We start from the raw sequence: 20,772 nt of genomic DNA, 5'->3' as shown, positions 1-20,772 counted from the left end.
GATCGTGCGTCGCGCGGTCGATCGCGGTGATGTGCAAAAGCGATTGGCAAGATCGCGTCGCGCCGCCCATATGCGCTCCGCAACAGGAGCGTTTCATGGCTGACTACGACTACGACCTTTTCGTCATCGGCGCGGGTTCGGGCGGCGTCCGCGCCAGCCGGATCGCGGCTTCGCACGGGGCCAGGGTCGCGGTCGCCGAGGAGCATCGGATCGGCGGCACCTGCGTGATCCGCGGCTGCGTGCCCAAGAAGCTCCTGGTCTACGGTTCGCACTTCGCCGAGGAACTGCAGGATGCCTCGCACTACGGTTGGTCGGTCGAGGGCATGAAGTTCGACTGGGCGGTGCTGCGCGACGCGGTGCTGCGCGACGTCACCCGCATCGAGACGGCCTACACGGCGACGCTCGACAACAACAAGGTCGACCATTTCCTCGAACGCGCGACGATCGTCGGGCCGCACGCGGTCAAGCTCGCCAGCGGGCGCGAGATCACTGCCAAGTACATCCTCATCGCCACCGGCGCCTGGCCGGTCATGCCCGAGTTCGAGGGCGTCGAGCACTGCATCACCTCGAACGAGGTATTCCACCTCGAGAAGTTCCCCGAACGCGTGGTGATCCAGGGTGCCGGCTACATCGCCATGGAATTCGCCGGCATTTTCAACGCGCTGGGCGCCCATGTCACCGTGGTGAACCGCAGCGAGACCCTGCTGCGTGGCTACGACCAGGCGCTGCGCGACCGCCTGCTGCAGATCACCATGGCGCGCGGCATCGAGTACAAGTTCAACTGCCCGCTGACCAAGGTCGAGAAGGCGGCCGACGGCAGCCTGCTGGCGACCCCCGGCAAGCTCGAACCGCTCAAGGCCGACGTCGTCCTGATCGCCACGGGCCGCAAGCCCAAGACCCATGGGCTCGGCCTCGAGAACGCCGGCATCGAACTCGGCCCCAAGGGGGAGATCCCGGTCGACGACTACAGCAAGACCGCCTGCGACAGCATCTATGCCGTCGGCGACGTGACCGACCGTATCCAGCTCACCCCGATTGCGATCCGCGAGGGCCACGCCTTCGCCGACAGCGTGTTCGGCGGCAACAAGCGCAACACGGTCTACGACTGCGTGCCGAGCGCGGTCTTCTCGCAGCCGCCGCTCGCCGCGGTCGGCCTGACCGAGGGCGAGGCGCGCAACAAGTACGGCAACATCAAGGTCTATTCGGCCGACTTCCGCCCGATGAAGAACGTCTTCGCCAGCCGCCAGGAGCGCGGGCTCTACAAGATGGTCGTCGATGCCAATTCGGAGAAGATCCTCGGCATCCACATGATCGGCCCGGAATCGCCCGAGATCCTCCAAGCCGCCGCGATCGCGGTGCGCGCCGGGCTGACCAAGGCGGACTTCGACGCGACGGTGGCCTTGCACCCGTCGATGGCCGAGGAACTGGTACTGATGCGCTGACCGCCGTCAGGCCGCGGCGGGGGCTTCCTGCCGTGGCCGGACGATGCGTTCGAGCAGTGCCTTGAAGCGCGGCGTGTGATGTTCGGTCAGCGTCGCGAATACTGCGCTTGCCACGAGGATCACCGCCAGCACGAGCGCGAAGCCCAGGGGGCCGTTCTCGGGCTCTCGCAGTACGCGCAGCAGCTTCAGCAGCGGCCAGTGCAGCAGGTAGAGCGAGAACGACATGTTCGCCGCATAGCGGACCGGCGGCGCGATCCGGGTGAACCAGGCGCCGTGGTTCAAGGTCAGACCGCGCAGGCCGGCGAAGCCCAGCGCCAGTGCCAGGCCGAGCAGCAGATCGGTGATCGCCAGGATCGAGAAGCCCATGCGCCAGGGCACGGTGCTCTCGATCGCGCCGTAGATCGGCCGCGATATCATCGGCATGGCGAAAAGCGCGACCACGGCCAGCATGACGAACGCCGCGCCCAGCCAGACTGGAACGCGCCGTGCGATCGGCAACCGGGCCAGTCCCACGCCGACGAGCCAGACGGGAAACAGCAGCAGCACGTTGGGGCCGGCGAGGGCGCCCAGCACCGCGAGCCAGAACAGCCGCTGCCATCCGCCCAGGAAGGTCGCGACCGCGAACAGCGCGTAGAACCAGACCTCGTAGCACAGCGACCAATAGGGCGGATTCGGCGCAAAGGCGGTCTGATAGGACTCGCTGAGGAACAGCAGGGCGAACAGCCATTCGCTGGCAGGCACGCCGACCGCATCCTCGCCGAAGATCGCCGTGGGCAGGATCAGCGCGTCGAGCAGCATGACCGCCAGCGATATCGCCAGGGCGGGAAGCGCCACCGGCAGGATGCGCGCGGCGCGGGCCACGGCATAGCTCGCCAGCGTCTGCGGCCGCGAGGCGGACTGGGCGCGATCGACCGATGCGGTGATGACCAGTCCCGAGAGCACGAAGAACACGATCACCGCGTTGTGCTGGAACTGGGTCGAGAACGGATAGTAGCCGTCGTAGTGACCGAGCTGCACGGCATGGCCGATCAGCACCGCCAGTGCGGCCAGCGCGCGCACGAGGTCGAGTGCGACCGAAAGGGGCTGGGTGATAAAGGGCGTGTCGCGCATCGGGCTCGCAGTTTCGGACGGACGAGGACTGGGTCGTTCGTCCCAACCGCTTCGGATGGGCGGCGCCCATAGCGGAAAAGACGCGGATTGCCACGGGGCTTTCGTGGAGCGCCGACTTGTCCCTGGCCGAGCGGTGTTTTGCCCGCCATCGCTCCCCCGATCGCCGCCGAGTTTTCACACGATCGTTTTAATCGCGCGGTTAAATGCTATTGACGCTGAGCGCCCCGCGCGCCTAGGCGCAAGTCCGCTTTCAGGAGGATTCTGCCCGCATGTCAGCCAATATTGCCGAAATGGAGCGTCGCCGGGCGGCGGCGAAGATGGGCGGCGGCCAGCGCCGCATCGACGCCCAGCATGCCAAGGGCAAGCTTACCGCGCGCGAGCGCATCGAAATCCTGCTCGACGAGGGCAGCTTCGAAGAGGTTGACGGCTACGTCGAGCACAACTGCGTCGACTTCGGCATGGACCAGAGCGAGAAGATCCCCGGCGACGGCGTGGTCACCGGCTCGGGCACGATCAACGGCCGCCTCGTCTTCGTCTTCAGCCAGGACTTCACCGTCTTCGGCGGCGCCGTTTCCGAGCGTCACGCGATGAAGATCTGCAAGATCATGGATGCGGCGATGAAGGTCGGCGCGCCGGTGATCGGTCTCAACGATTCGGGCGGTGCGCGCATCCAGGAGGGCGTCGCGGCGCTCGCCGGCTATGCCGAGATCTTCCAGCGCAACGTCAACGCCTCGGGCGTGATCCCGCAGATCAGCGTCATCATGGGCCCCTGCGCGGGCGGCGCGGTCTATTCGCCGGCGATCACCGACTTCATCTTCATGGTGAAGGACAGCTCGTTCATGTTCGTCACCGGTCCCGACGTCGTGAAGACCGTGACCAACGAGGTCGTCACCCAGGAGGAACTGGGCGGCGCGATTACGCACACGACCAAGACCTCGGTCGCCGACCTCGCGCTCGAGAACGACATCGAGGCGCTGCTCGCCACGCGCGAGATGTTCGACTTCCTGCCGCTGAACAACCGCGAGGAAGTGCCCGAGCGTCCGTCGGCCGATCCGTGGGACCGCATCGAGAACAGCCTCGACACGATCATCCCGGCTTCGGCGACGCAGCCTTACGACATGCACGAAGTGATCAAGAAGACGGTCGACGAGGGCGACTTCTTCGAGATCCAGCCGGGCTATGCCGCCAACATCATCTGCGGCTTCGGCCGCGTCGAGGGCCGCACGGTTGGCATCGTCGCCAACCAGCCGATGGTCCTGGCCGGCGTGCTCGACATCAACTCGTCGAAGAAGTCGGCACGCTTCGTGCGCTTCTGCGACGCGTTCAACATTCCGATCGTCACCCTGGTCGACGTGCCCGGCTTCCTGCCCGGCACCAGCCAGGAGCATAACGGCATCATCAAGCACGGCGCCAAGCTGCTGTTCGCCTATGCCGAAGCGACTGTGCCGAAGATCACGATCATCACCCGCAAGGCCTATGGCGGCGCTTACGACGTCATGGCGTCGAAGCACCTGCGCGGCGATCTCAACTATGCCTGGCCCACCGCCGAGATCGCGGTCATGGGCGCCAAGGGCGCGGTAGAGATCATCTTCCGCGGCCAGGATGCCGAAGGCATCGCCGCCAAGACCAAGGAATACGAGGATCGCTTCGCCAATCCGTTCGTGGCGGCCGCGAAGGGTTTCATCGACGAGGTGATCTACCCACATTCCACACGTCGGCGCGTGGCGCTCGGGCTTCGCAAGCTGCGTAACAAGCAGCTCGAGAATCCGTGGAAGAAGCACGACAACATTCCGCTCTGATTTTTGGCCGCCCCGGCTTGCGGGGCCGCTTTGAGGAACAGGTCCATGGAAGACATCTACATCGTCTCTGGCGTGCGCACCGCGGTCGGTGACTTCGGCGGTTCGCTGAAGGGCTTCAAGCCGTCCGAACTCGGCGCCAAGGTCGCCGCCGAAGCGCTGAGCCGCGCCGGCGTCGCCCCGGCTGACGTCGAGCACGTCGTGTTCGGCCAGGTCGGCAACACCAGCGCACGCGACGCCTTCCTGGCGCGCGTGATCGCGCTCCAGGCCGGCGTGCCGAACGAGGTGCCCGCCTTCACGCTCAACCGCCTCTGCGGTTCGGGCGTCCAGGCGATCGTCTCGGCCGCGCAGATGATGAAGCTCGGCGAAGCGGCGATCACCGTCGCCGGCGGTGCGGAGTCGATGACCAACACGCCGTTCCACGATCACTCGACCCGCTTCGGTCAGAAGATGGGCAACGTCGTGCTCGAGGACGCGCTGACCGTCGGCCTGTCCGATCCGATCGGCGACTTCCACATGGGCATCACCGCCGAGAACGTGGCCGAGCGCCACTGCATCAGCCGTGAGGACGCCGACGCGCTGGCCGTCACCAGCCACCAGCGCGCCGCCCGCGCCCAGGCCGAGGGCCGCTTCAAGGAGCAAATCCTCCCGATCGAGATCAAGACGCGCAAGGGCGTCGTCGTGTTCGACACCGACGAGCACGTGAAGGGCGATACCAACATGGAAACGCTGGGCACGATGCGCGCGGCGTTCAAGAAGGACGGTCTGATCACCGCCGCCAACGCCTCGGGCATCAACGACGGCGCTGCCGCGGTCGTGCTCGCCACGGGCAAGGCGGTCGACGAGAAGGGCCTCAAGCCGCTGGCGCGGATCGTCGCCTGGGGCCATGCCGGCGTCGAGCCCGAATACATGGGTGAGGGCCCGATCAAGGCCGTGCCGATCGCGCTCAAGCGCGCCGGCCTGACGCTCGACCAGATCGACGTCATCGAGAGCAACGAGGCATTCGCCGCCCAGGCGGCTGCGGTCGCCAAGGTGCTCGGCTTCGATCCCGAGAAGGTCAACCCGAACGGTTCGGGCGTCAGCCTCGGCCACCCGGTCGGCGCGACGGGCTGCATCATGACCGTGAAGGCGGCCTACGAGCTCAAGCGGATCGGCGGCAAGTACGGCCTGATCACGATGTGCATCGGCGGCGGCCAGGGCATCGCCATGATCATCGAGAACGTCGAATGAAACTCGGCCGCATGAACCACATCGGCGTCGCGACGCCCGATCTCGACGCCTCGATCGCGTTCTACCGCGACGTCATGGGCGCGACCGACATCACCGAGCCCTTCGTGCTCGAGAGCCAACAGGTCCGCGTCTGCTTCGTCAACACGCCGGGCGAGAACGGCACCGAAGGCACCCAGGTCGAGCTGCTCCAGCCGACCGCGGCCGACAGCGCCGTGGGCAAGTGGCTTGAGAAGAACCCGCTCGGGGGGCAGCACCACATCTGCTACGAAGTGCCCGACATTCTCGAAGCCAAGGCCTGGTTCGAGAAGCTGGGCAAGCGCGTGCTCGGCGAGCCGCGCATCGGCGCGCACGGCACGCTCATCTTCTTCGTCCACCCGAAGGACATGGGCGGCCAGCTGACCGAGATCATGGAAACGCCCAAGGGCGCGCACTGAGCCGCCGTTCGCGTTACGGCCTAATGTGAAGAGTGGAACGATGACCGACAAAACGACGAGCGAAACGGGGCCGACGATCGAAGCCTGGGAAGCCGCGAAGGCGAAAGAGGTCAAGGGCAAGGACCTGACCTGGAACACGCCCGAAGGTATCGCGGTCAAGCCGCTCTACACGGCCGAGGACGTCACGGTCGATCCGGGCCTGCCGGGCTTTGCGCCGTTCACGCGCGGCGTGCGCGCCTCGATGTATGCGGGCCGTCCTTGGACGATCCGCCAGTACGCGGGCTTCTCGACCGCCGAGGAATCGAACGCGTTCTACCGCCGCAACCTTGCTGCGGGCCAGAAGGGCCTGTCGGTCGCCTTCGACCTCGCGACCCACCGCGGCTATGACAGCGACCACCCGCGCGTCGTCGGCGACGTCGGCAAGGCCGGTGTGGCGATCGACTCGGTCGAGGACATGAAGATCCTGTTCGACGGCATTCCGCTCGATCAGATGTCGGTCTCGATGACGATGAACGGCGCGGTGATTCCGATCCTCGCCTTCTTCATCGTCGCCGGCGAGGAACAGGGGGTCGAGCGCAAGCTGCTCGACGGGACCATCCAGAACGACATCCTCAAGGAGTTCATGGTCCGCAACACCTACATCTACCCGCCCGAGCCGAGCATGCGGATCATCTCGGACATCTTCGGCTACACCAGCCGCGAGATGCCGAAGTTCAACTCGATCTCGATCTCCGGCTACCACATGCAGGAAGCCGGCGCGACGCAGGTCCAGGAGCTGGCCTTCACGATCGCCGATGGCGCGGAATATGTGAAATACGGCGTCGCCTCGGGCCTCGACATCGACAAGTTTGCCGGCCGCCTGTCGTTCTTCTTCGCCATCGGCATGAACTTCTTCATGGAAGTCGCCAAGCTGCGTGCCGCGCGCGTGCTGTGGCACCGGGTGATGACCAATCTCGGCGCCAAGGACGAGCGTTCGAAGATGCTGCGCACGCACTGCCAGACCTCGGGCGTGTCGCTGCAGGAGCAGGACCCTTACAACAACGTCATCCGCACGACGATCGAAGCGATGGCCTCGATGCTGGGCGGCACCCAGTCGCTGCACACCAACGCGCTCGACGAGGCGATCGCGCTGCCGACCGATTTCTCGGCGCGCATCGCCCGCAACACGCAGATCATCATCCAGGAAGAGACCGGCATGTGCAATGTCGTCGATCCGCTGGGTGGTAGCTACTACATCGAGAGCCTGACCCAGCAGCTGGTCGACCAGGCCTGGGAGATCATCGAGCGCGTCGAGAAGGAAGGCGGCATGGCCAAGGCCGTCGCCGCCGGCTGGCCCAAGGCGATGATCGAGACCGCCGCCGCCGCCCGCCAGGCGCGCGTCGACCGCGGTGACGACGTCATCGTCGGCGTCAACAAGTACCGCCTCGCCAACGAGGACCTGCTCGAGACGCTCGAGGTCGACAACGCCAAGGTCCGCGAAGCGCAGATCGCCCGCATCAACAAGATGAAGGCCGACCGCGACGAGGCCAAGTGCCAGGCCGCGCTGGAATCGCTGCGTCAGGCCGCGGCCGGCGAGCAGTCGATCGAGAACAACCTGCTGGCCCATGCGGTCGAAGCCGCGCGCGCGCGCGCCACGCTCGGCGAAATCTCGTCGGCGATGGAAGACAGCTTCAACCGCTACGGCACCCAGCCGACCCCGGTGAAGGGCGTCTATGCCGCGCCTTATGCGGGTGACAGCCGCTGGCAGGCCGTGGTCGACGGCGTCGAGGCGGTCACGCGTCGCCTGGGCCGCAAGCCCAAGCTGCTCGTCGCCAAGATGGGCCAGGACGGCCACGATCGCGGCGCCAACGTCATCGCCTCGGCTTTCGGCGACATGGGCTTCGACATCGTTTCGGGCCCGCTGTTCCAGACCCCCGAGGAAACCGTGGTACTGGCGCTCGACAACGAGGTCGACGTCGTCGGCGCCTCGAGCCTCGCGGCCGGCCACAAGACCCTGATCCCCGAGCTGATCCAGCTGCTGCGCGCCCAGGGCCGCAGCGACATCAAGGTCATCGCCGGCGGCGTCATCCCGCCGCAGGATTACGACTACCTGCGCAACGCCGGCGTCCAGGGCATCTACGGCCCGGGCTCGAACGTGGTCGAATGCGCGGCCGACGTGCTGCGCCTGCTCGGCCACAACATGCCGCCGGTGGGCGAACTCGAAGCGGCCGAATAAGTTGCAGAGCAACCCCGCCAGCTTCGTCGGTATCGCGGCGATGATGTTCGTCGTGGGCGTCAGCATTCCGCTGATGGCCGCGCTGAATGGCGGGCTGGGGCGGCAGATCGAAAGCCCCTATGCGGCAACCTTCCTGCTGTTCTGCTTCGGGCTGGTGCTGTCGTTCGGGTTGATGATGGCCAACGGCGGCTTCCCCGCGATCGAGAAGTTCCGCGGCATTCCGCCGTATTTCTATCTCGGCGCGCTGGTGGTGGTCTCCTACATCGCCTCGATTACCTGGGCCGGCCCGCGCATCGGCGTGGGCAATGCGGTGTTCTTCGTGCTGCTGGGCCAGGTGGTTGCGGCGGCGACGGTCGATCACTTCGGTCTGCTGAGTGCGGCGCAGGCGATTGTCACGCCGCGGCGCCTGATGGGTGTCGCGGTCATGGCGCTGGGTATCTACCTGGCGCGAAAGCCGGTTTGAGCATCGGCGAATTTTCGAATAGTTCGTGCCGGCCGCTCGGCGGCAGGCAATGGAAAGAAGGGTAGGACGTGTTCAAGAAAATCCTCATCGCCAACCGCGGCGAGATCGCCTGCCGGGTCATCAAGACCGCGCGCCGCATGGGTATCCAGACCGTCGCCGTCTACTCGGACGCCGACGCGCGCGCCCCCTTCGTGCAGATGGCTGACGAGGCCGTGCACATCGGCCCTTCGCCCGCGGCCCAGTCCTACCTGATCGCCGACAAGATCATCGCCGCCTGCAAGCAGACCGGCGCCGAAGCGGTACACCCGGGCTACGGCTTCCTGTCCGAGCGCACCTCGTTCGCCGAGCAGCTCGCCGCCGAGGGCATCGAGTTCATCGGCCCCCCGGTGCGCGCGATCGCCGCGATGGGCGACAAGATCGAATCCAAGAAGCTCGCCAAGGAAGCCGGCGTCAACGTCGTTCCCGGCTTCGTCGGCGAGATCGAGGACACCGAGCACGCGGTGCGCATCTCGAACGAGATCGGCTATCCGGTGATGATGAAGGCTTCGGCCGGCGGCGGAGGCAAGGGCATGCGCCTGGCCTACGACGAGAAGGACGTCCGAGAGGGCTTCGAGTCCGTCAAGCGCGAGGGCCTGAACTCGTTCGGTGACGACCGCGTCTTCATCGAGAAGTTCATCCTCAACCCGCGCCACATCGAGATTCAGATCCTCGGCGACAAGCACGGCAACGTGCTCTACCTCAACGAGCGTGAGTGCTCGATCCAGCGCCGCCACCAGAAGGTCGTCGAAGAGGCGCCTTCGCCTTTCGTCACCGAGAAGATGCGCAAGGCCATGGGCGAGCAGTGCGTCGCACTGTCGAAGGCCGTGGGCTACTACAGCGCCGGCACGGTCGAGCTGATCGTCTCGGGCGCCGATCCGAGCGGCGAGAGCTTCTACTTCCTCGAGATGAACACGCGTCTCCAGGTCGAGCATCCCGTCACCGAAGCGATCACCGGCGTCGACCTGGTCGAACAGATGATCCGCGTCGCCTATGGCGAAAAGCTGGCCTTCGGCCAGAAGGACGTGAAGATCGACGGCTGGTCGATCGAGAACCGCGTCTATGCCGAAGACCCCTATCGCGGCTTCCTGCCCTCGACCGGTCGCCTGACCCGCTATCGTCCGCCCGTCGACGGCTGGACCGATGACGGCGAAGAGAATGGGCGCCGCGGCGTCGACGGCATCCGCGTCGACGACGGCGTCTACGAAGGCGGCGAAGTGTCGATGTTCTACGACCCGATGATCGCCAAGCTGATCACCTGGGGCAAGACCCGCGACGAGGCGGCCGATCTTCAGGTTGCCGCGCTCGACAGCTTCGAGATCGAGGGCCTGGGCCACAACATCGATTTCGTCTCGGCGATCATGCAGCACCCGCGCTTCCGCTCGGGCGAGCTGACCACCGGCTTCATCGCCGAGGAATATCCCGAGGGCTTCCACGGCGCCGCCGCTTCGGACGAGCTGCGCACCAAGATCGCCGCGGTCGCGGGCTTCGTCGCCACGGCCCGTGCCGACCGCGCGCGCCAGATCGACAACCAGCTCGCGCATCACCTGCCGCCGCCGCACGAGTGGGCGGTCAAGATCGGCGCCAAGACCTTCGCGGTGACCCTGGGTGACGAGGAAGTGACCGTCGACGGCGAAATCGTCGATCTGGTCATGGAATATACCCCCGGCGACAAGCTGATCGCGGCCGAGATCGACGGCGAACCGATCGGCATCAAGATCGAGCCGACGCGCACGGGCCTCAAGGTCACCACGCGCGGTGCGATCCACAAGGTCGAGGTCCTGCCGGCCTCGATCGCGCATCTCGCCGGTCACATGATCGAAAAGATCCCGCCGGATCTCTCGAAGTTCCTCATCTGCCCGATGCCGGGCCTGCTCGTCTCGCTGAGCGTCCAGGAAGGCGACAAGGTCGAAGCCGGCCAGCCGCTCGCCGTGGTCGAGGCGATGAAGATGGAGAACATCCTGCGCGCCGAGAAGTCGGCGACGGTCAAGAAGGTCAACGCCAAGGCCGGCGAGAGCCTGGCCGTGGATGCGATCATCCTCGAGCTGGAATAAGTGCACCTCGACCACGACCCGGCCGCGCCCCCCGCAGAGACGATCGATTTCGCCGATTTCCTGGCGGTCGACGTGCGGGTGGGCACGGTGGTCGCGGCCGAGCCCTTTCCCGAGGCGCGCAAGCCCAGCCTCAAATTGCGCATCGATTTCGGTGCGACGATCGGCGTGAAGAAGAGCTGCGCGCAGATCGCCGCGCTCTACGAAGCCGAGGCGCTGATCGGCCGCCAGGTCGCGGCGGTGGTCAACTTTCCGCCGCGGCAGATCGGCAAGGCGCTGTCCGAGGTGCTGACCCTGGGCTTCGCCGATACCGAAGGCCGCGTCGTGCTGTTCGCGCCCGACCAGGCCGTGCCCAACGGCTCGCGGCTGTTCTGAGGGAATCTCCCGCCGGCGAACGTGGCGCGAGACCACCCTCATCCAAGCTCCACTAGCCGCTGCCGCGGCAAGCTGCGCTATCCTTCTCCCGCCAACGGGAGAAGGGTGCGTTACCTAACCCCTCTCCCGCTGGCGGGAGAGGCAGCGAGACTTGGTGAGCCGGAGGCGAACCTAGTCGCAGCGGTGAGGGTGGCGGGCCCAGTGCTGGCTTTCAGCAATCTTTCGTAACACGACGCGCGGTGCTGGTGGGACTAGAGGGTGCGACATGCTTCCCCTGCGTTCGATCGCCGCCCTCTCGCTCGCCGCCGCGACCCTGGCAGCCGCGCCCGCGCGGGCCGAGACCCGGCACGATGGCCAGGTCTGGCAGCAGACCGTGGCGCAGGGGCCGATCAAGGACGACCTCGTCTATTTCCTCGAACTGCAGCCGCGCTTCGGCAACGATGCGTCGGAGCTCTCGCAGATGATGATCCGCGGCGCGCTCGGCGTGAAGCTCAGCGACAAGGTCAGCGTCTACCAGGGCTATGCCAACGTCCGCACTCGGCCGGCGAACGGGCTGGAGACGCGCGAGCACCGCTCGTTCCAGCAGGTCAACTGGTCGCTCGGCAAGCCGGGCGGCGTCGCACTGTCGTCGCGCACGCGGCTCGAACAGCGCTGGCTGTCGACCGGCGACGACACGGGCTGGCGGGTGCGCCAGATGATCCGCGCGGCGGTTCCCGTGAAGAAGGGCAGCAAGGTGGCGCTGCTCGGCTGGGTCGAGAGCTTCGTCGCGCTCAACGATACCGACTGGGGCGCGCGCAGCGGGCTCGATCGCGTGCGCAGCTTCGCCGGCGTCGAACTGCCGCTGTCGGGCAAGTCGACGGTCGAGACCGGCTATCTCAACCAGTACGTGAAAACGCCGGTCGGGCGCGATCAGATGGATCACATCTTCGCGGTCAACCTGATGCTGCGACCCTGAATACCGAGCCGACTTGTCCGCGTCCCCTGGCTCGTGCCAAGGGGAAGCCATGTCGACAGCCTTCTCCGAAATCCTGGCGGGCGCGGGCGGTGAGCCCGGCCGCCGCACTTACGTCGTTACCGAGGACTGGCACCAGGGGCGTACCGCCTATGGCGGCTTCTCGACCGCGCTAGCCCTGGCCACCGCGATCGAGGCGGGGGAGGATCTACCGCCGCTGCGTTCGGCCCAGGTCTCGATGATCGCGCCGGTGTTCGGCGAAGTCGAGGTGAGGGCGCGGCAGGTTCGGCGCGGGCGCAACGCCACCTGGATGGCCGCCGAAGTCCTGCGAGAGGGCGAAGTCGCCTTCACCGCCAGCTTCGTCTTCATGGGGCCGGTCGCGAGTGCGATTCACGTCAATGACCGGCCGGTGCCTGCGGAACTGATCCCGGTCGATGAGGCCAAGGGCTTCGTCAACGACCGCGGCCCCTCGTTCCTGCGCCACAATTTCGACGTGCGCTTCGCGCTTCCCAGAAATGGCGGCTTGGGCAGCGAGGACAAGCGCCCTGAGATGTGCTGGTGGGTGCGCGCGCGCGATCGTGCGGCGCTCGATCCGATGGTCGAGCTCGTGCTCTGCGCCGACGCCCTGCCGCCGGGCGTGATGTCCTTGCTGACCCCGGCGACACCCGTCTCGACGATGCAATGGCAGGTCAACCTGCTGACCCCGGCGCCCGCAACGCGCGACGGCTGGTGGCTGCTGCGCTCGCGTGCCGACTATGCCGAGGCCGGCTGTTCGAGCCAGCGCATGGCGATCTGGAACGACGCCGGCACGCCGATGCTCGCGGGCATGCAGTCGGTGGCGCTGTTCGGCTGAGGCCTTTCCTACACCGCGTTCAGGTGAGAAGATCGCTCTCGTTCTTTCTCATCGTCCAACCTGCTGATTTTCAGCTCCAATCTGCCCGGTGATGCGACTCACCGGAAAAAATCTCCATGCGCCGCACGCGTGAACTTCGTGAAGTTTGGCTGTCGCTTGCAGACGGCCTCAGGCACCTTACCTTCCCATCATGCCCACGATCTGGACCATCGGCTACGAACAGGCGCGCGTCGACGACGTGACCGCGGCGCTTAACGCGGCCGGGGTCGAGGTGCTTGCCGACATTCGCTACCTGCCGCTGTCGCGCCGGCCGGGCTTCTCGAAGTCGGTGCTGGCCGCGGCGGCGCGGGAAGCCGGGATCGAATATCGCCACATGAAACCGCTCGGCACGCCGGCCGAGGGCAGGGCGGCCGCGCGCCGCGGCGATCATGCGACCTTGTCTCAGGTCTACGCCGGCCAGCTCGAACTGCCCGAGGCGCTGGCCGCCATGGCGCAGCTGCGTGACCTCGCGGGCGAGAAGCGCGTCGCGCTGCTCTGCTACGAACGCGAGGCGCGCGAGTGCCATCGCAGCCTGCTGATCGAGGCGCTGCTCCCTGATTTCGCGGTGGTCGATCTCAAGCCTTAGGCGGCCGCCTCTTTCAGCAGCTTCGGCGCGACCAGCAGCTTGAACACGGTGAAGGCGATCAGGCCGACGCCCGCCGCGCCGATGTGCATCAGCCAGAAGCTCGTCGTCGGCATCGACGAGTACCAACCGCCGACCGTGCCGACGATCTTGTTCGCGGCAAAGAAGGCCAGGTAATAGATGCCGAGCACGGTCGCATTGATCGCCTTGGGGGCGAGGCGCGAGAATAGCGCCAGGCTGACGGGCAGGATGTGCGAGAAGGCGATCGAGTTGAGCAGGTGGAACATCACCGGCCAGAACAGCCCGATCTTGCCGCCGCCCTGCGTCGCTGCGGCCATGAACAGGCAGGCGCCGCCCGCCATCGAGAACAGGCTGCCGATGATCATCTTGGTGAAGTCGTCGGGCTCGCGCCACTTGGTGCTCCACCACTTCCAGAACAGCGCGACGGCGACCAGCATCGAGAAGCTGAAGGTGGCGTCGATCGTGATCATCCAGCTGGTCGGCAGGGTCTGGCCCATGAAGGTCAGCTGGAAGTGCTGGTCGGCCCAGACGAGGTAGGCGTTGAAGATCTGCTGGTTGGTCAGCAGCGACATGGCGAGGATCGGCACGAGCAGGATCACCGCGAGCAGGCGCAGCCAGTCGTTGCCCTGCATCTTCGCGCGCTCGGCCTTCGTCGCTCCCTTTGCGGGGCGGTTGTCGGCAGGGAGCCAGGGCGCGGCTGCGAGGTAGACCAGCAGGCCGATCACCATGACCACGCCAGCGGCGCCGAAGCCCCAGTGCCAGCCGAGCTTCTCGCCCAGGGTGCCCGAGACCAGTGGCGCGGCGATGACGCTGACGTTGATCGCGATGTAGAAGATCTGGAAGGCCATCGCGCGGCGCAGGTCGCTCTCCGAATAGAGCTCGCCCACCTGGCTGGCGATGTTGCCCTTGAACAGGCCGACGCCGACCACCAGCGCCAGCAGCGCGAAGAGGAACGATCCCTCGAAGGCCATGAGGAAATGGCCGAGCGCCATGACAAGACCCCCGAGGATCAGCGTGCTGCGCCGGCCGAGCCAGCGGTCGGCGATCACGCCGCCGAGGATCGGGGTCAGGTAGACCAGCGCGGTGTAGTCGCCGAACAGGGCCGAAGCGAGCGGCTGCCCCTCGAGCCCGGTGTAGTAGTTGGCGCGCAGCCAATCGAGCCCAATCACGCCGCCGATATGTTCGGGCAGCAGCAGGTACTTGACCATGTAGAGCACGAGCAAGGTCTGCATCGAATAGTACGAGAACCGCTCGCAGCCCTCGACGAAAGCGAGATAGCCGAGGCCCTTGGGATGGCCGAGGAAGGCGGTGTCGTGGGGGGAGGGAACGTCGAGTTCGGGGGTGGCTTCGGCCGCGGTCATGCGCTCTCCGGTTATAGGCTTACAGCGCTGTTAGCAGCGTGGACGCGCAGGGCAACCGAATCCGCCGTCGCGCGGGACGCTCGCTCTGTCGGCGCCCGGGAACCGCCCGCCCGAATCCGGCGTTGGCCATCGACACGCGGGACTCAACAGGCGGGACTCGGGGGGCAACCTTTTGGGAGAACTGCCGTGGACTATGCCCAGCCTGTCATTCTCGTGGTCGACGACGAGCCGCTGACACGGCTCTACGAATGCGACGTCGCCGAAGAGGCGGGTTACCTGACTGTCGGAGCGTTCAACGCCGAGGATGCGATCCTGGAACTGGAAGGGCCAACCGCATTCCAGGTCGTGCTCACCGACGTCGAGATGCCGGACGGACCCGACGGCTTCGCGCTGGCCAGGACCGTGCAGGAACGCTGGCCCGAAGTGCAGGTCGTGATCACCTCGGGCGAGCCCGACTATGCCGATCAGGCCGAGCGATCGGATCTCGTCTTCGTACCCAAGCCGTTCACACCAGATCAGCTCGCGGCGGTGCTTCGGCCCAAGAACGCGACCTAGGCCAGCCGCCACTGGCCGGGCTCGATACCGTCGAGCGACCAGTCGCCGATCCGCCAGCGCACGAGCCGCAGGGTAGGGTGCCCGATCGCTGCGGTCATTCGCCGGACCTGGCGATTGCGGCCCTCGCGGATCGTCAGGCTTATCCAGGTATCGGGCACGGTCTTGCGGAAACGGACGGGCGGATCACGCGGCCAGAGCTCGGGATCGGCGATACGCTCGACCTCGGCCGGCCGGGTCGGGCCGTCCTTGAGCGACACGCCGCGGCGCAGCTGGTCGAGCGCGGTTTCCTCGGGATCGCCCTCGATCTGGACCAGATAGGTCTTGGCCGTCTTGAATCGCGGATCCGAGATGCGCGCCTGGAGGCGTCCGTCGTCGGTCAGCAGCAGCAGGCCTTCGCTGTCGAGATCGAGCCGTCCCGCCGGATAGACGCCGGGCAGGTCGATGAAATCGGACAAGGTCGGCCGCGGCGTCGGCGAGCGGCTGTCGCTGAACTGGCAGAGCACGCCGTAAGGCTTGTTGAACAGGACCAGTCGCGACATGGTCGGCCTTTGCCACGTCGTGGCGACCAGACCAAGAGGGGCAAATGCCGTCGCGCTTGAAGGTGTTCTTCGACGGTGGTTGCCGGCCCAATCCCGGCGCGATCGAGGTCGCGGTGGTTGCCGGGGGACGTGTCCATCTGCGCACCGATCTGGGCGAGGGCACCAACCAGGACGCCGAATGGCTGGCGCTGATCGAAGCGCTGCGCGTGGCTCAGGCGATGGGGGCGGCGGACTTCGTGCTGCTCGGTGATGCGGCTTCGGTGATCGGGCCCGCCACGGGCGCGGTGAAATGCCGAGGCGCCGCGGCCGGACATCTTCAGGTTCTGCGCGAGCTTGCGGGCGAAGCCGGTCTGCCGCCGATCCGCTACGTCAAGCGCTCGCAGAACCTCGCGGGGATCGCCCTGGCCAGGCTGCATCCCCGCTGAATTAGGCCCGCTAAGGCGGGGCGGCCCGTCAACCGCCCCGACGGGTTCTCACCACTTGTAGCGCAGCGAACCGACCACGGTGCGCGAGGCGCCGAAGTAGCACGAGTTGCTGAACGGACAGGCCGAGATGTGGTTCTTGTCGAACAGGTTCTGCGCGTTGACCGCCAGGCTCAGGCCTTCGAGCGAAGGCGCGGCGCGGCCGAGGTCGTAGCCGATCATCGCGTCGAACAGGGTGAAGGCCTTGGTCTTGAACATCTCGAAGGTCGTTACGCTGTTGACCACCTTGTAGCTGGTCGAGCCCCAGGACCCGTCGACGTAGCGGAAGCCCGCGCCGAGCTTGAGCCCCGCGAGCCCACCCTGGCGATCCTTGTTCGCGCCGAAGTCATAGGAGAGGAACGCCGAGGCCTGCCACTTCGGCACGCCGAGCGCCGGCGTGCCCGTGGTCGACGGCGTGCCCGAGGTGCCCAGGCGCGTGAGGGTCGGGGCGGTCGCGGGCACCGCGGGCGTGCCCTGGGTGATCACGGCATCGGTGTAGGAGCCCGCGAAGATCACGTCGAAGCCCGGCGTGATCTCGCCGCGGCCCTCGAGCTCGACGCCGCGCACGCGGGTCTCGCCGATCTGCACCTGCGAGTTGGTCGGGCGGCCACCGGTGCCGGCCAGCGGATCGCCGACGGGCACGTTCTGGCGCTTGAGGTCGTAGACCGACAGCGTGAACAGCGCCGGCACGCCCTGCGGCTGGAACTTGAGGCCGGCTTCCCACATCTTGCCCGTGGTCGGCACGAACAGGTTGCCCAGGTAGTCGGTGCCCGCCTGCGGCTCGAAGCTCTCCGAATAGGAGACATAGGGCGAGAGGCCGAAGGCGAACTCGTAGAGTGCACCCAGGCGCATCGTGAACGCGGTCTGCGACAGCGGCGTGACGGTGTTCGGCGTGGTTTTCTTGTTGATCGTGCGCTGCTCGAACCAGTCCCAGCGGCCGCTGGCGATCAGGTTGAGGCGGCCCAGCTTCATCTGGTCCTGCACGTAGACGCCCGTCTGATCGCGCTTGCTGATCGTGTTGACATAGGCGGCCGAGAGCTGGGTCAGATCGTAAGCCGGGATCGTGCGGCCATAGACCGGCGCGAACAGGTTGAGGTTGGGGATTGAGGTCAGCGGGTTCGTCGTCTGGCCGGTGTTGAACTGCTGGAAGTTCTCACCGGTGATGCGCAGGTAGTCGATGCCGACCAGAACGTCGTGTTCGATACCGAAAGTGGCGAACTTGGCGTTGAGGTTGTTGTCGATCGTCAGCGTGTCGAAATCCTCGTCGGCACCGCCGCCGCCGCGCAGGATGTTCGCGTAGTCGGTGTTGATGTTGAGGCCGGTGCCCGTCGTGAGGAAGCCGCCGACGTAGATCTGGCGGTAGTTGAGCTTGTTGTTCTGGAACCGGAAATTGGTGCGCCAGGCCAGATGCTCGTTGAACTCGTGGCGGAAGAAGGCGGCGACGGACTTGGCCTTGTGGTCGTAGACCTCGTAGCCGGGTTCGCCGGTGTTGATGTGGCGTTCGATCTGGCCGGCGGGGCTGGGCAGGACCGTGCCATAGGCCGGCACGCCCGAATAGCCGCCGCCCGAGGGTGCGTGCTGATAGGCGGCGATCACGGTGATGCTGGTCTGATCGTCGGGGACGAAGGCGATCGAGGGGCTGACGTGCCAGCGCTCGCTGAAGGTCTGCTTGGTGAAGCCATCGCCCTTCTGCCAGCCGCCGACCAGGCGCACGCGCCACTTGGCGTCGGCGTCGAGCGGCTGGTTGACGTCGCCCACGGCGCGGAAGAAGTCGTAGTTGCCCGCCTGCGCCTCGAAGCTGCCCGACGCCTCGGCCTCGGGCTTCTTGCTGGTGATGTTGATCAGGCCGCCCGGCGTGCCGTTGCCGTAGAGCACCGACGCCGGGCCCTTCATGATGTCGATCTGGGCGATGCGGTTGAAGTCGGTCTGCGGCGTCGAATAAGGCCCCGCGATCGAGCGCATGCCGTCGACGAAGATGCCAGGCGCGAAGCCGCGGAGGACCATCTGGTCGTAGCGGGTGACGGTGCCGCCGCGCTGGTTGACCGCGACGCCGGCGACATAGCCGAGCGCCTGGTTGAGCGAGATCGCGTTGCGACGTTCGAGCTCTTCGGAATCGATCACGGTGATCGTCTGCGCGGTCTCGATCAGCGGCGTCGAGGTTTTGGTGCCCGAGGCGACTTCGGCGGCGCGCAGACCGGTGACGACGATCTGCTCGTCGCTGGTCTCGGCCTCGGCAGCATGGGCGGTCGAACCCGTCGCGAGCAGCGCGGCCGCGAAAGCGGCGCGGGACAGATCAAGACGCCAGCTCGTGGTCGAACGGCGCCGCTGCACGGCGGGAAGATTGATCATCGATTGCCCTCATCTTCTGTAATGCGATTGATTCGCATTCGCGCTTAGAGGGCGAGGTCCGGCGAAGCAAGATGCGCTAGCGTCTGGATTCAGCGAGTCGCTGTAATCCAACCAAGATTTGAGGTCCTGAAAGCGGGCGCTCAGCGCCGCAGTTCTTCCTCGAGGAAGACGGCGACGTCGTCGAGCGCGACGTCCTTCGCGAGGAAGGTCTCGCCGATCCCCTTCATCAGCAGGAAGGGCAGGGTGCCAGCGTCCATCTTCTTGTCGTGGAGCATGTGCGCGACGAGATCGCGGCCGTCACAGTCGAGGCGGAGTTGGGCGATCTCGCTCTTCATGCCGACCTCGGCAAAGTGACGCGCGACGTGATCGGCGCTCGCGCGCGGCATCAGTCCGCGCCGGGCAGAGTAGCGCGCAGCCAGGACCATGCCGAGCGCCACGGCCTCGCCGTGCAGCAGCAGATCGGAGAAATGCGTCTCGGCTTCGAGGGCGTGGCCGAAGGTGTGACCGAGATTGAGCAGGGCGCGCAGTCCCTTGGTCTCGAACTCATCCTCCTGGACGATCTTCGCCTTGGCCGCGACGCTATAGGCGACGGCATATTCGCGCAGCGCCGCATCGCCGGCGAGCATGGCCGCACCGTTGCCGTCGCACCAGGCGAAGAAATCGGGATCGCTGATCAGCCCGTATTTGACGACTTCGGCATAGCCGGCGCGCAACTCGCGCTCGGGCAAGGTGTCGAGCACGGCGAGGTCGGCGAGCACGAGCGAGGGCTGGTGGAAGGCGCCGACCAGGTTCTTGCCCGCGGGGGTGTTGATCGCGGTCTTGCCGCCGACCGAGGAATCGACCTGTGCCAGCAAGCTCGTGGGCAGCTGGATGAAATGGCAGCCGCGCTTGAGGATCGAGGCGGCAAAGCCGGTGAGATCGCCGATCACGCCGCCGCCGAGCGCCAGGATGTGGTCGCCGCGCTCGACCTCGCCTTCGAGCAGCCAGTCGACTGTGGCGGACAACTGATCCCAGGACTTGGTCGCTTCGCCCGCGGGCAGGATACGCCAGTGCGGTTCGTGGCCGTTGTCGGTCAGCGCGCCGTCGATCACCGCGCCCCAGGCGGCATGGACATTGGCGTCGGTGACGATCGGCACGCGCCGCTTGCGCAGCTTGCCGCGGCAGTTGTCGACGAGTTCGGCCAGAAGGCCCGCACCGACGCGGACTTCGTAGGGACGTCCGGCGATGTCGACTGGGATTACAGCCATTGTCCGATCCCCTGCAAAACCTTGGCGATGGTGCGGCCGTGCGGGCCGCTGCCGCTGACGACGTGGATCGGCGCCTGGGCATAGGCTTCGCGGCGTTCGTCGCGCAGCCGGCTGAGCGTCTCGCGCGGGTCGCCCTGCTGGAGCAGCGGGCGGTTGTCCTTACGCGCGGTGCGTTCGAGCAAGGTGTCAATGTCGCTGTCGAGCCAGACCGCGATTGCGCGCTCGAGGATCAGGCTGCGCGTCTCGGGATTGACGAAGGCGCCGCCGCCCGTGGCGATGATCCGCTTGGCACCCGCACCGTTGTCGCCGTCCTGCTGGATCAGCCGGGCGATGACGCGACGTTCGCCGTCGCGGAAATAGGCTTCGCCGTGGGTGGCGAAGATCTCGGGAATGGACATCTGCGCGGCGCGCTCGATCTCGTCGTCGGCATCGACGAAAGGCCAGTGGAACAGGGAGGCGAGGCGCTTGCCGACGCTCGACTTGCCCACGCCCATCATGCCGACGAGCACGACCGGCCGGTCGATGCGGCGCGCCATGGCCTCGATCTCCCCCGTGGAGAGCTGGGAATCTTCAACGTCCATTGCAGGCCCGCCTATAGTTGCGCTACTCGGCAGCGCAAGCTCGGCCCCAATGCGATGGGTGTCGACTTGGTCTAGCGAA

Annotated in this window: 19 protein-coding genes; 13 read left to right on the top strand and 6 right to left on the bottom strand. The window is 66.5% G+C overall.

Translation table 11 applies throughout. The features are described from left to right. Positions 1-95: 95 nt before the first annotated feature. Positions 96-1,442, top strand: coding sequence for a glutathione-disulfide reductase (gene gorA / locus OLX23_RS05815; RefSeq protein ID WP_264443670.1), 1,347 nt, complete (start codon positions 96-98; stop codon positions 1,440-1,442). A 6-nt stretch (positions 1,443-1,448) separates the two neighbouring features. Here gorA and OLX23_RS05810 read toward each other — a convergent pair whose 3' ends face one another. Continuing rightward, positions 1,449-2,552: an acyltransferase family protein gene (locus OLX23_RS05810; RefSeq protein ID WP_264443669.1), complete on the bottom strand. Its 1,104-nt coding sequence runs from the start codon at positions 2,550-2,552 to the stop codon at positions 1,449-1,451. 269 nt (positions 2,553-2,821) lie between these two features. On the opposite strand from OLX23_RS05810, the gene OLX23_RS05805 reads away from it, so the two are divergent. From OLX23_RS05805 to OLX23_RS05760, 10 genes are all read left to right on the top strand, one after another. Then, on the top strand, positions 2,822-4,351 hold the full coding sequence (locus tag OLX23_RS05805) for an acyl-CoA carboxylase subunit beta (RefSeq protein WP_264443668.1): 1,530 nt from the start codon (positions 2,822-2,824) through the stop codon (positions 4,349-4,351). A gap of 45 nt (positions 4,352-4,396) precedes the next feature. Further along, positions 4,397-5,578 (top strand): beta-ketothiolase BktB, encoded by a 1,182-nt coding sequence (bktB, locus tag OLX23_RS05800; RefSeq protein ID WP_264443667.1) that lies wholly within the window; start codon positions 4,397-4,399, stop codon positions 5,576-5,578. Beyond that, entirely contained in the window at positions 5,575-6,012 is a 438-nt protein-coding gene (gene mce, locus OLX23_RS05795) for a methylmalonyl-CoA epimerase (protein ID WP_264443666.1), read from the top strand. The genes bktB and mce overlap by 4 nt, the downstream gene beginning before the upstream one ends. Before the next feature lie 40 nt (positions 6,013-6,052). Next, the gene (scpA, locus tag OLX23_RS05790) at positions 6,053-8,227 is read left to right on the top strand and encodes a methylmalonyl-CoA mutase (protein ID WP_264443665.1); all 2,175 of its coding nucleotides are present in this window, start codon (positions 6,053-6,055) and stop codon (positions 8,225-8,227) included. A gap of 1 nt (position 8,228) precedes the next feature. Next, positions 8,229-8,690 (top strand): DMT family transporter, encoded by a 462-nt coding sequence (locus OLX23_RS05785; protein WP_264443664.1) that lies wholly within the window; start codon positions 8,229-8,231, stop codon positions 8,688-8,690. Between the two features lie 68 nt (positions 8,691-8,758). After that, positions 8,759-10,780, top strand: coding sequence for an acetyl/propionyl/methylcrotonyl-CoA carboxylase subunit alpha (locus OLX23_RS05780; protein ID WP_264443663.1), 2,022 nt, complete (start codon positions 8,759-8,761; stop codon positions 10,778-10,780). Further along, the gene (locus tag OLX23_RS05775) at positions 10,781-11,152 is read left to right on the top strand and encodes a tRNA-binding protein (protein ID WP_264443661.1); all 372 of its coding nucleotides are present in this window, start codon (positions 10,781-10,783) and stop codon (positions 11,150-11,152) included. A gap of 265 nt (positions 11,153-11,417) precedes the next feature. After that, positions 11,418-12,107: a DUF2490 domain-containing protein gene (locus tag OLX23_RS05770; protein WP_264443660.1), complete on the top strand. Its 690-nt coding sequence runs from the start codon at positions 11,418-11,420 to the stop codon at positions 12,105-12,107. 49 nt (positions 12,108-12,156) lie between these two features. Further along, complete coding sequence (locus OLX23_RS05765; RefSeq protein ID WP_264443658.1) at positions 12,157-12,957, top strand: acyl-CoA thioesterase; 801 nt, start codon at positions 12,157-12,159, stop codon at positions 12,955-12,957. Positions 12,958-13,147: 190 nt separating this feature from the next. Next, a complete protein-coding gene (locus OLX23_RS05760) occupies positions 13,148-13,582 on the top strand; it encodes a DUF488 family protein (RefSeq protein ID WP_264443657.1) in 435 nt (144 codons plus the stop codon). On the opposite strand, the gene OLX23_RS05755 is transcribed toward OLX23_RS05760, so the two are convergent. Further along, positions 13,579-14,961, bottom strand: a complete 1,383-nt coding sequence (locus OLX23_RS05755; RefSeq protein ID WP_264443655.1) for a peptide MFS transporter — start codon at positions 14,959-14,961, stop codon at positions 13,579-13,581. The genes OLX23_RS05760 and OLX23_RS05755 overlap by 4 nt on opposite strands. Positions 14,962-15,147: 186 nt before the next feature. Between OLX23_RS05755 and OLX23_RS05750 the strand changes: the two genes are divergently transcribed. Next, positions 15,148-15,516, top strand: coding sequence for a response regulator (locus OLX23_RS05750; RefSeq protein WP_264443654.1), 369 nt, complete (start codon positions 15,148-15,150; stop codon positions 15,514-15,516). Here the strand turns inward: OLX23_RS05750 and OLX23_RS05745 are convergent. Beyond that, a complete protein-coding gene (locus tag OLX23_RS05745; RefSeq protein WP_264443652.1) occupies positions 15,513-16,055 on the bottom strand; it encodes a pseudouridine synthase in 543 nt (180 codons plus the stop codon). The two genes, OLX23_RS05750 and OLX23_RS05745, sit on opposite strands and share 4 nt — an antisense overlap. 44 nt (positions 16,056-16,099) lie before the next feature. On the opposite strand from OLX23_RS05745, the gene OLX23_RS05740 reads away from it, so the two are divergent. Further along, the gene (locus OLX23_RS05740; RefSeq protein WP_264443650.1) at positions 16,100-16,480 is read left to right on the top strand and encodes a ribonuclease HI; all 381 of its coding nucleotides are present in this window, start codon (positions 16,100-16,102) and stop codon (positions 16,478-16,480) included. A 48-nt stretch (positions 16,481-16,528) separates the two neighbouring features. Here OLX23_RS05740 and OLX23_RS05735 read toward each other — a convergent pair whose 3' ends face one another. The 3 genes from OLX23_RS05735 to OLX23_RS05725 form a co-directional block, all read right to left on the bottom strand. After that, a complete protein-coding gene (locus tag OLX23_RS05735) occupies positions 16,529-18,865 on the bottom strand; it encodes a TonB-dependent siderophore receptor (protein ID WP_264443649.1) in 2,337 nt (778 codons plus the stop codon). Positions 18,866-19,005: 140 nt separating this feature from the next. After that, the gene (gene aroB, locus OLX23_RS05730) at positions 19,006-20,112 is read right to left on the bottom strand and encodes a 3-dehydroquinate synthase (RefSeq protein ID WP_264443648.1); all 1,107 of its coding nucleotides are present in this window, start codon (positions 20,110-20,112) and stop codon (positions 19,006-19,008) included. Next, complete coding sequence (locus OLX23_RS05725) at positions 20,103-20,693, bottom strand: shikimate kinase (RefSeq protein WP_264443647.1); 591 nt, start codon at positions 20,691-20,693, stop codon at positions 20,103-20,105. Before OLX23_RS05725 ends, aroB begins: the two co-directional genes overlap by 10 nt. Positions 20,694-20,772: the final 79 nt, after the last annotated feature.

Source organism: Novosphingobium sp. JCM 18896, from assembly GCF_025938095.1.
GTDB lineage: Bacteria > Pseudomonadota > Alphaproteobacteria > Sphingomonadales > Sphingomonadaceae > Novosphingobium.
This window is presented reverse-complemented; position numbering and strand designations above follow the sequence as displayed.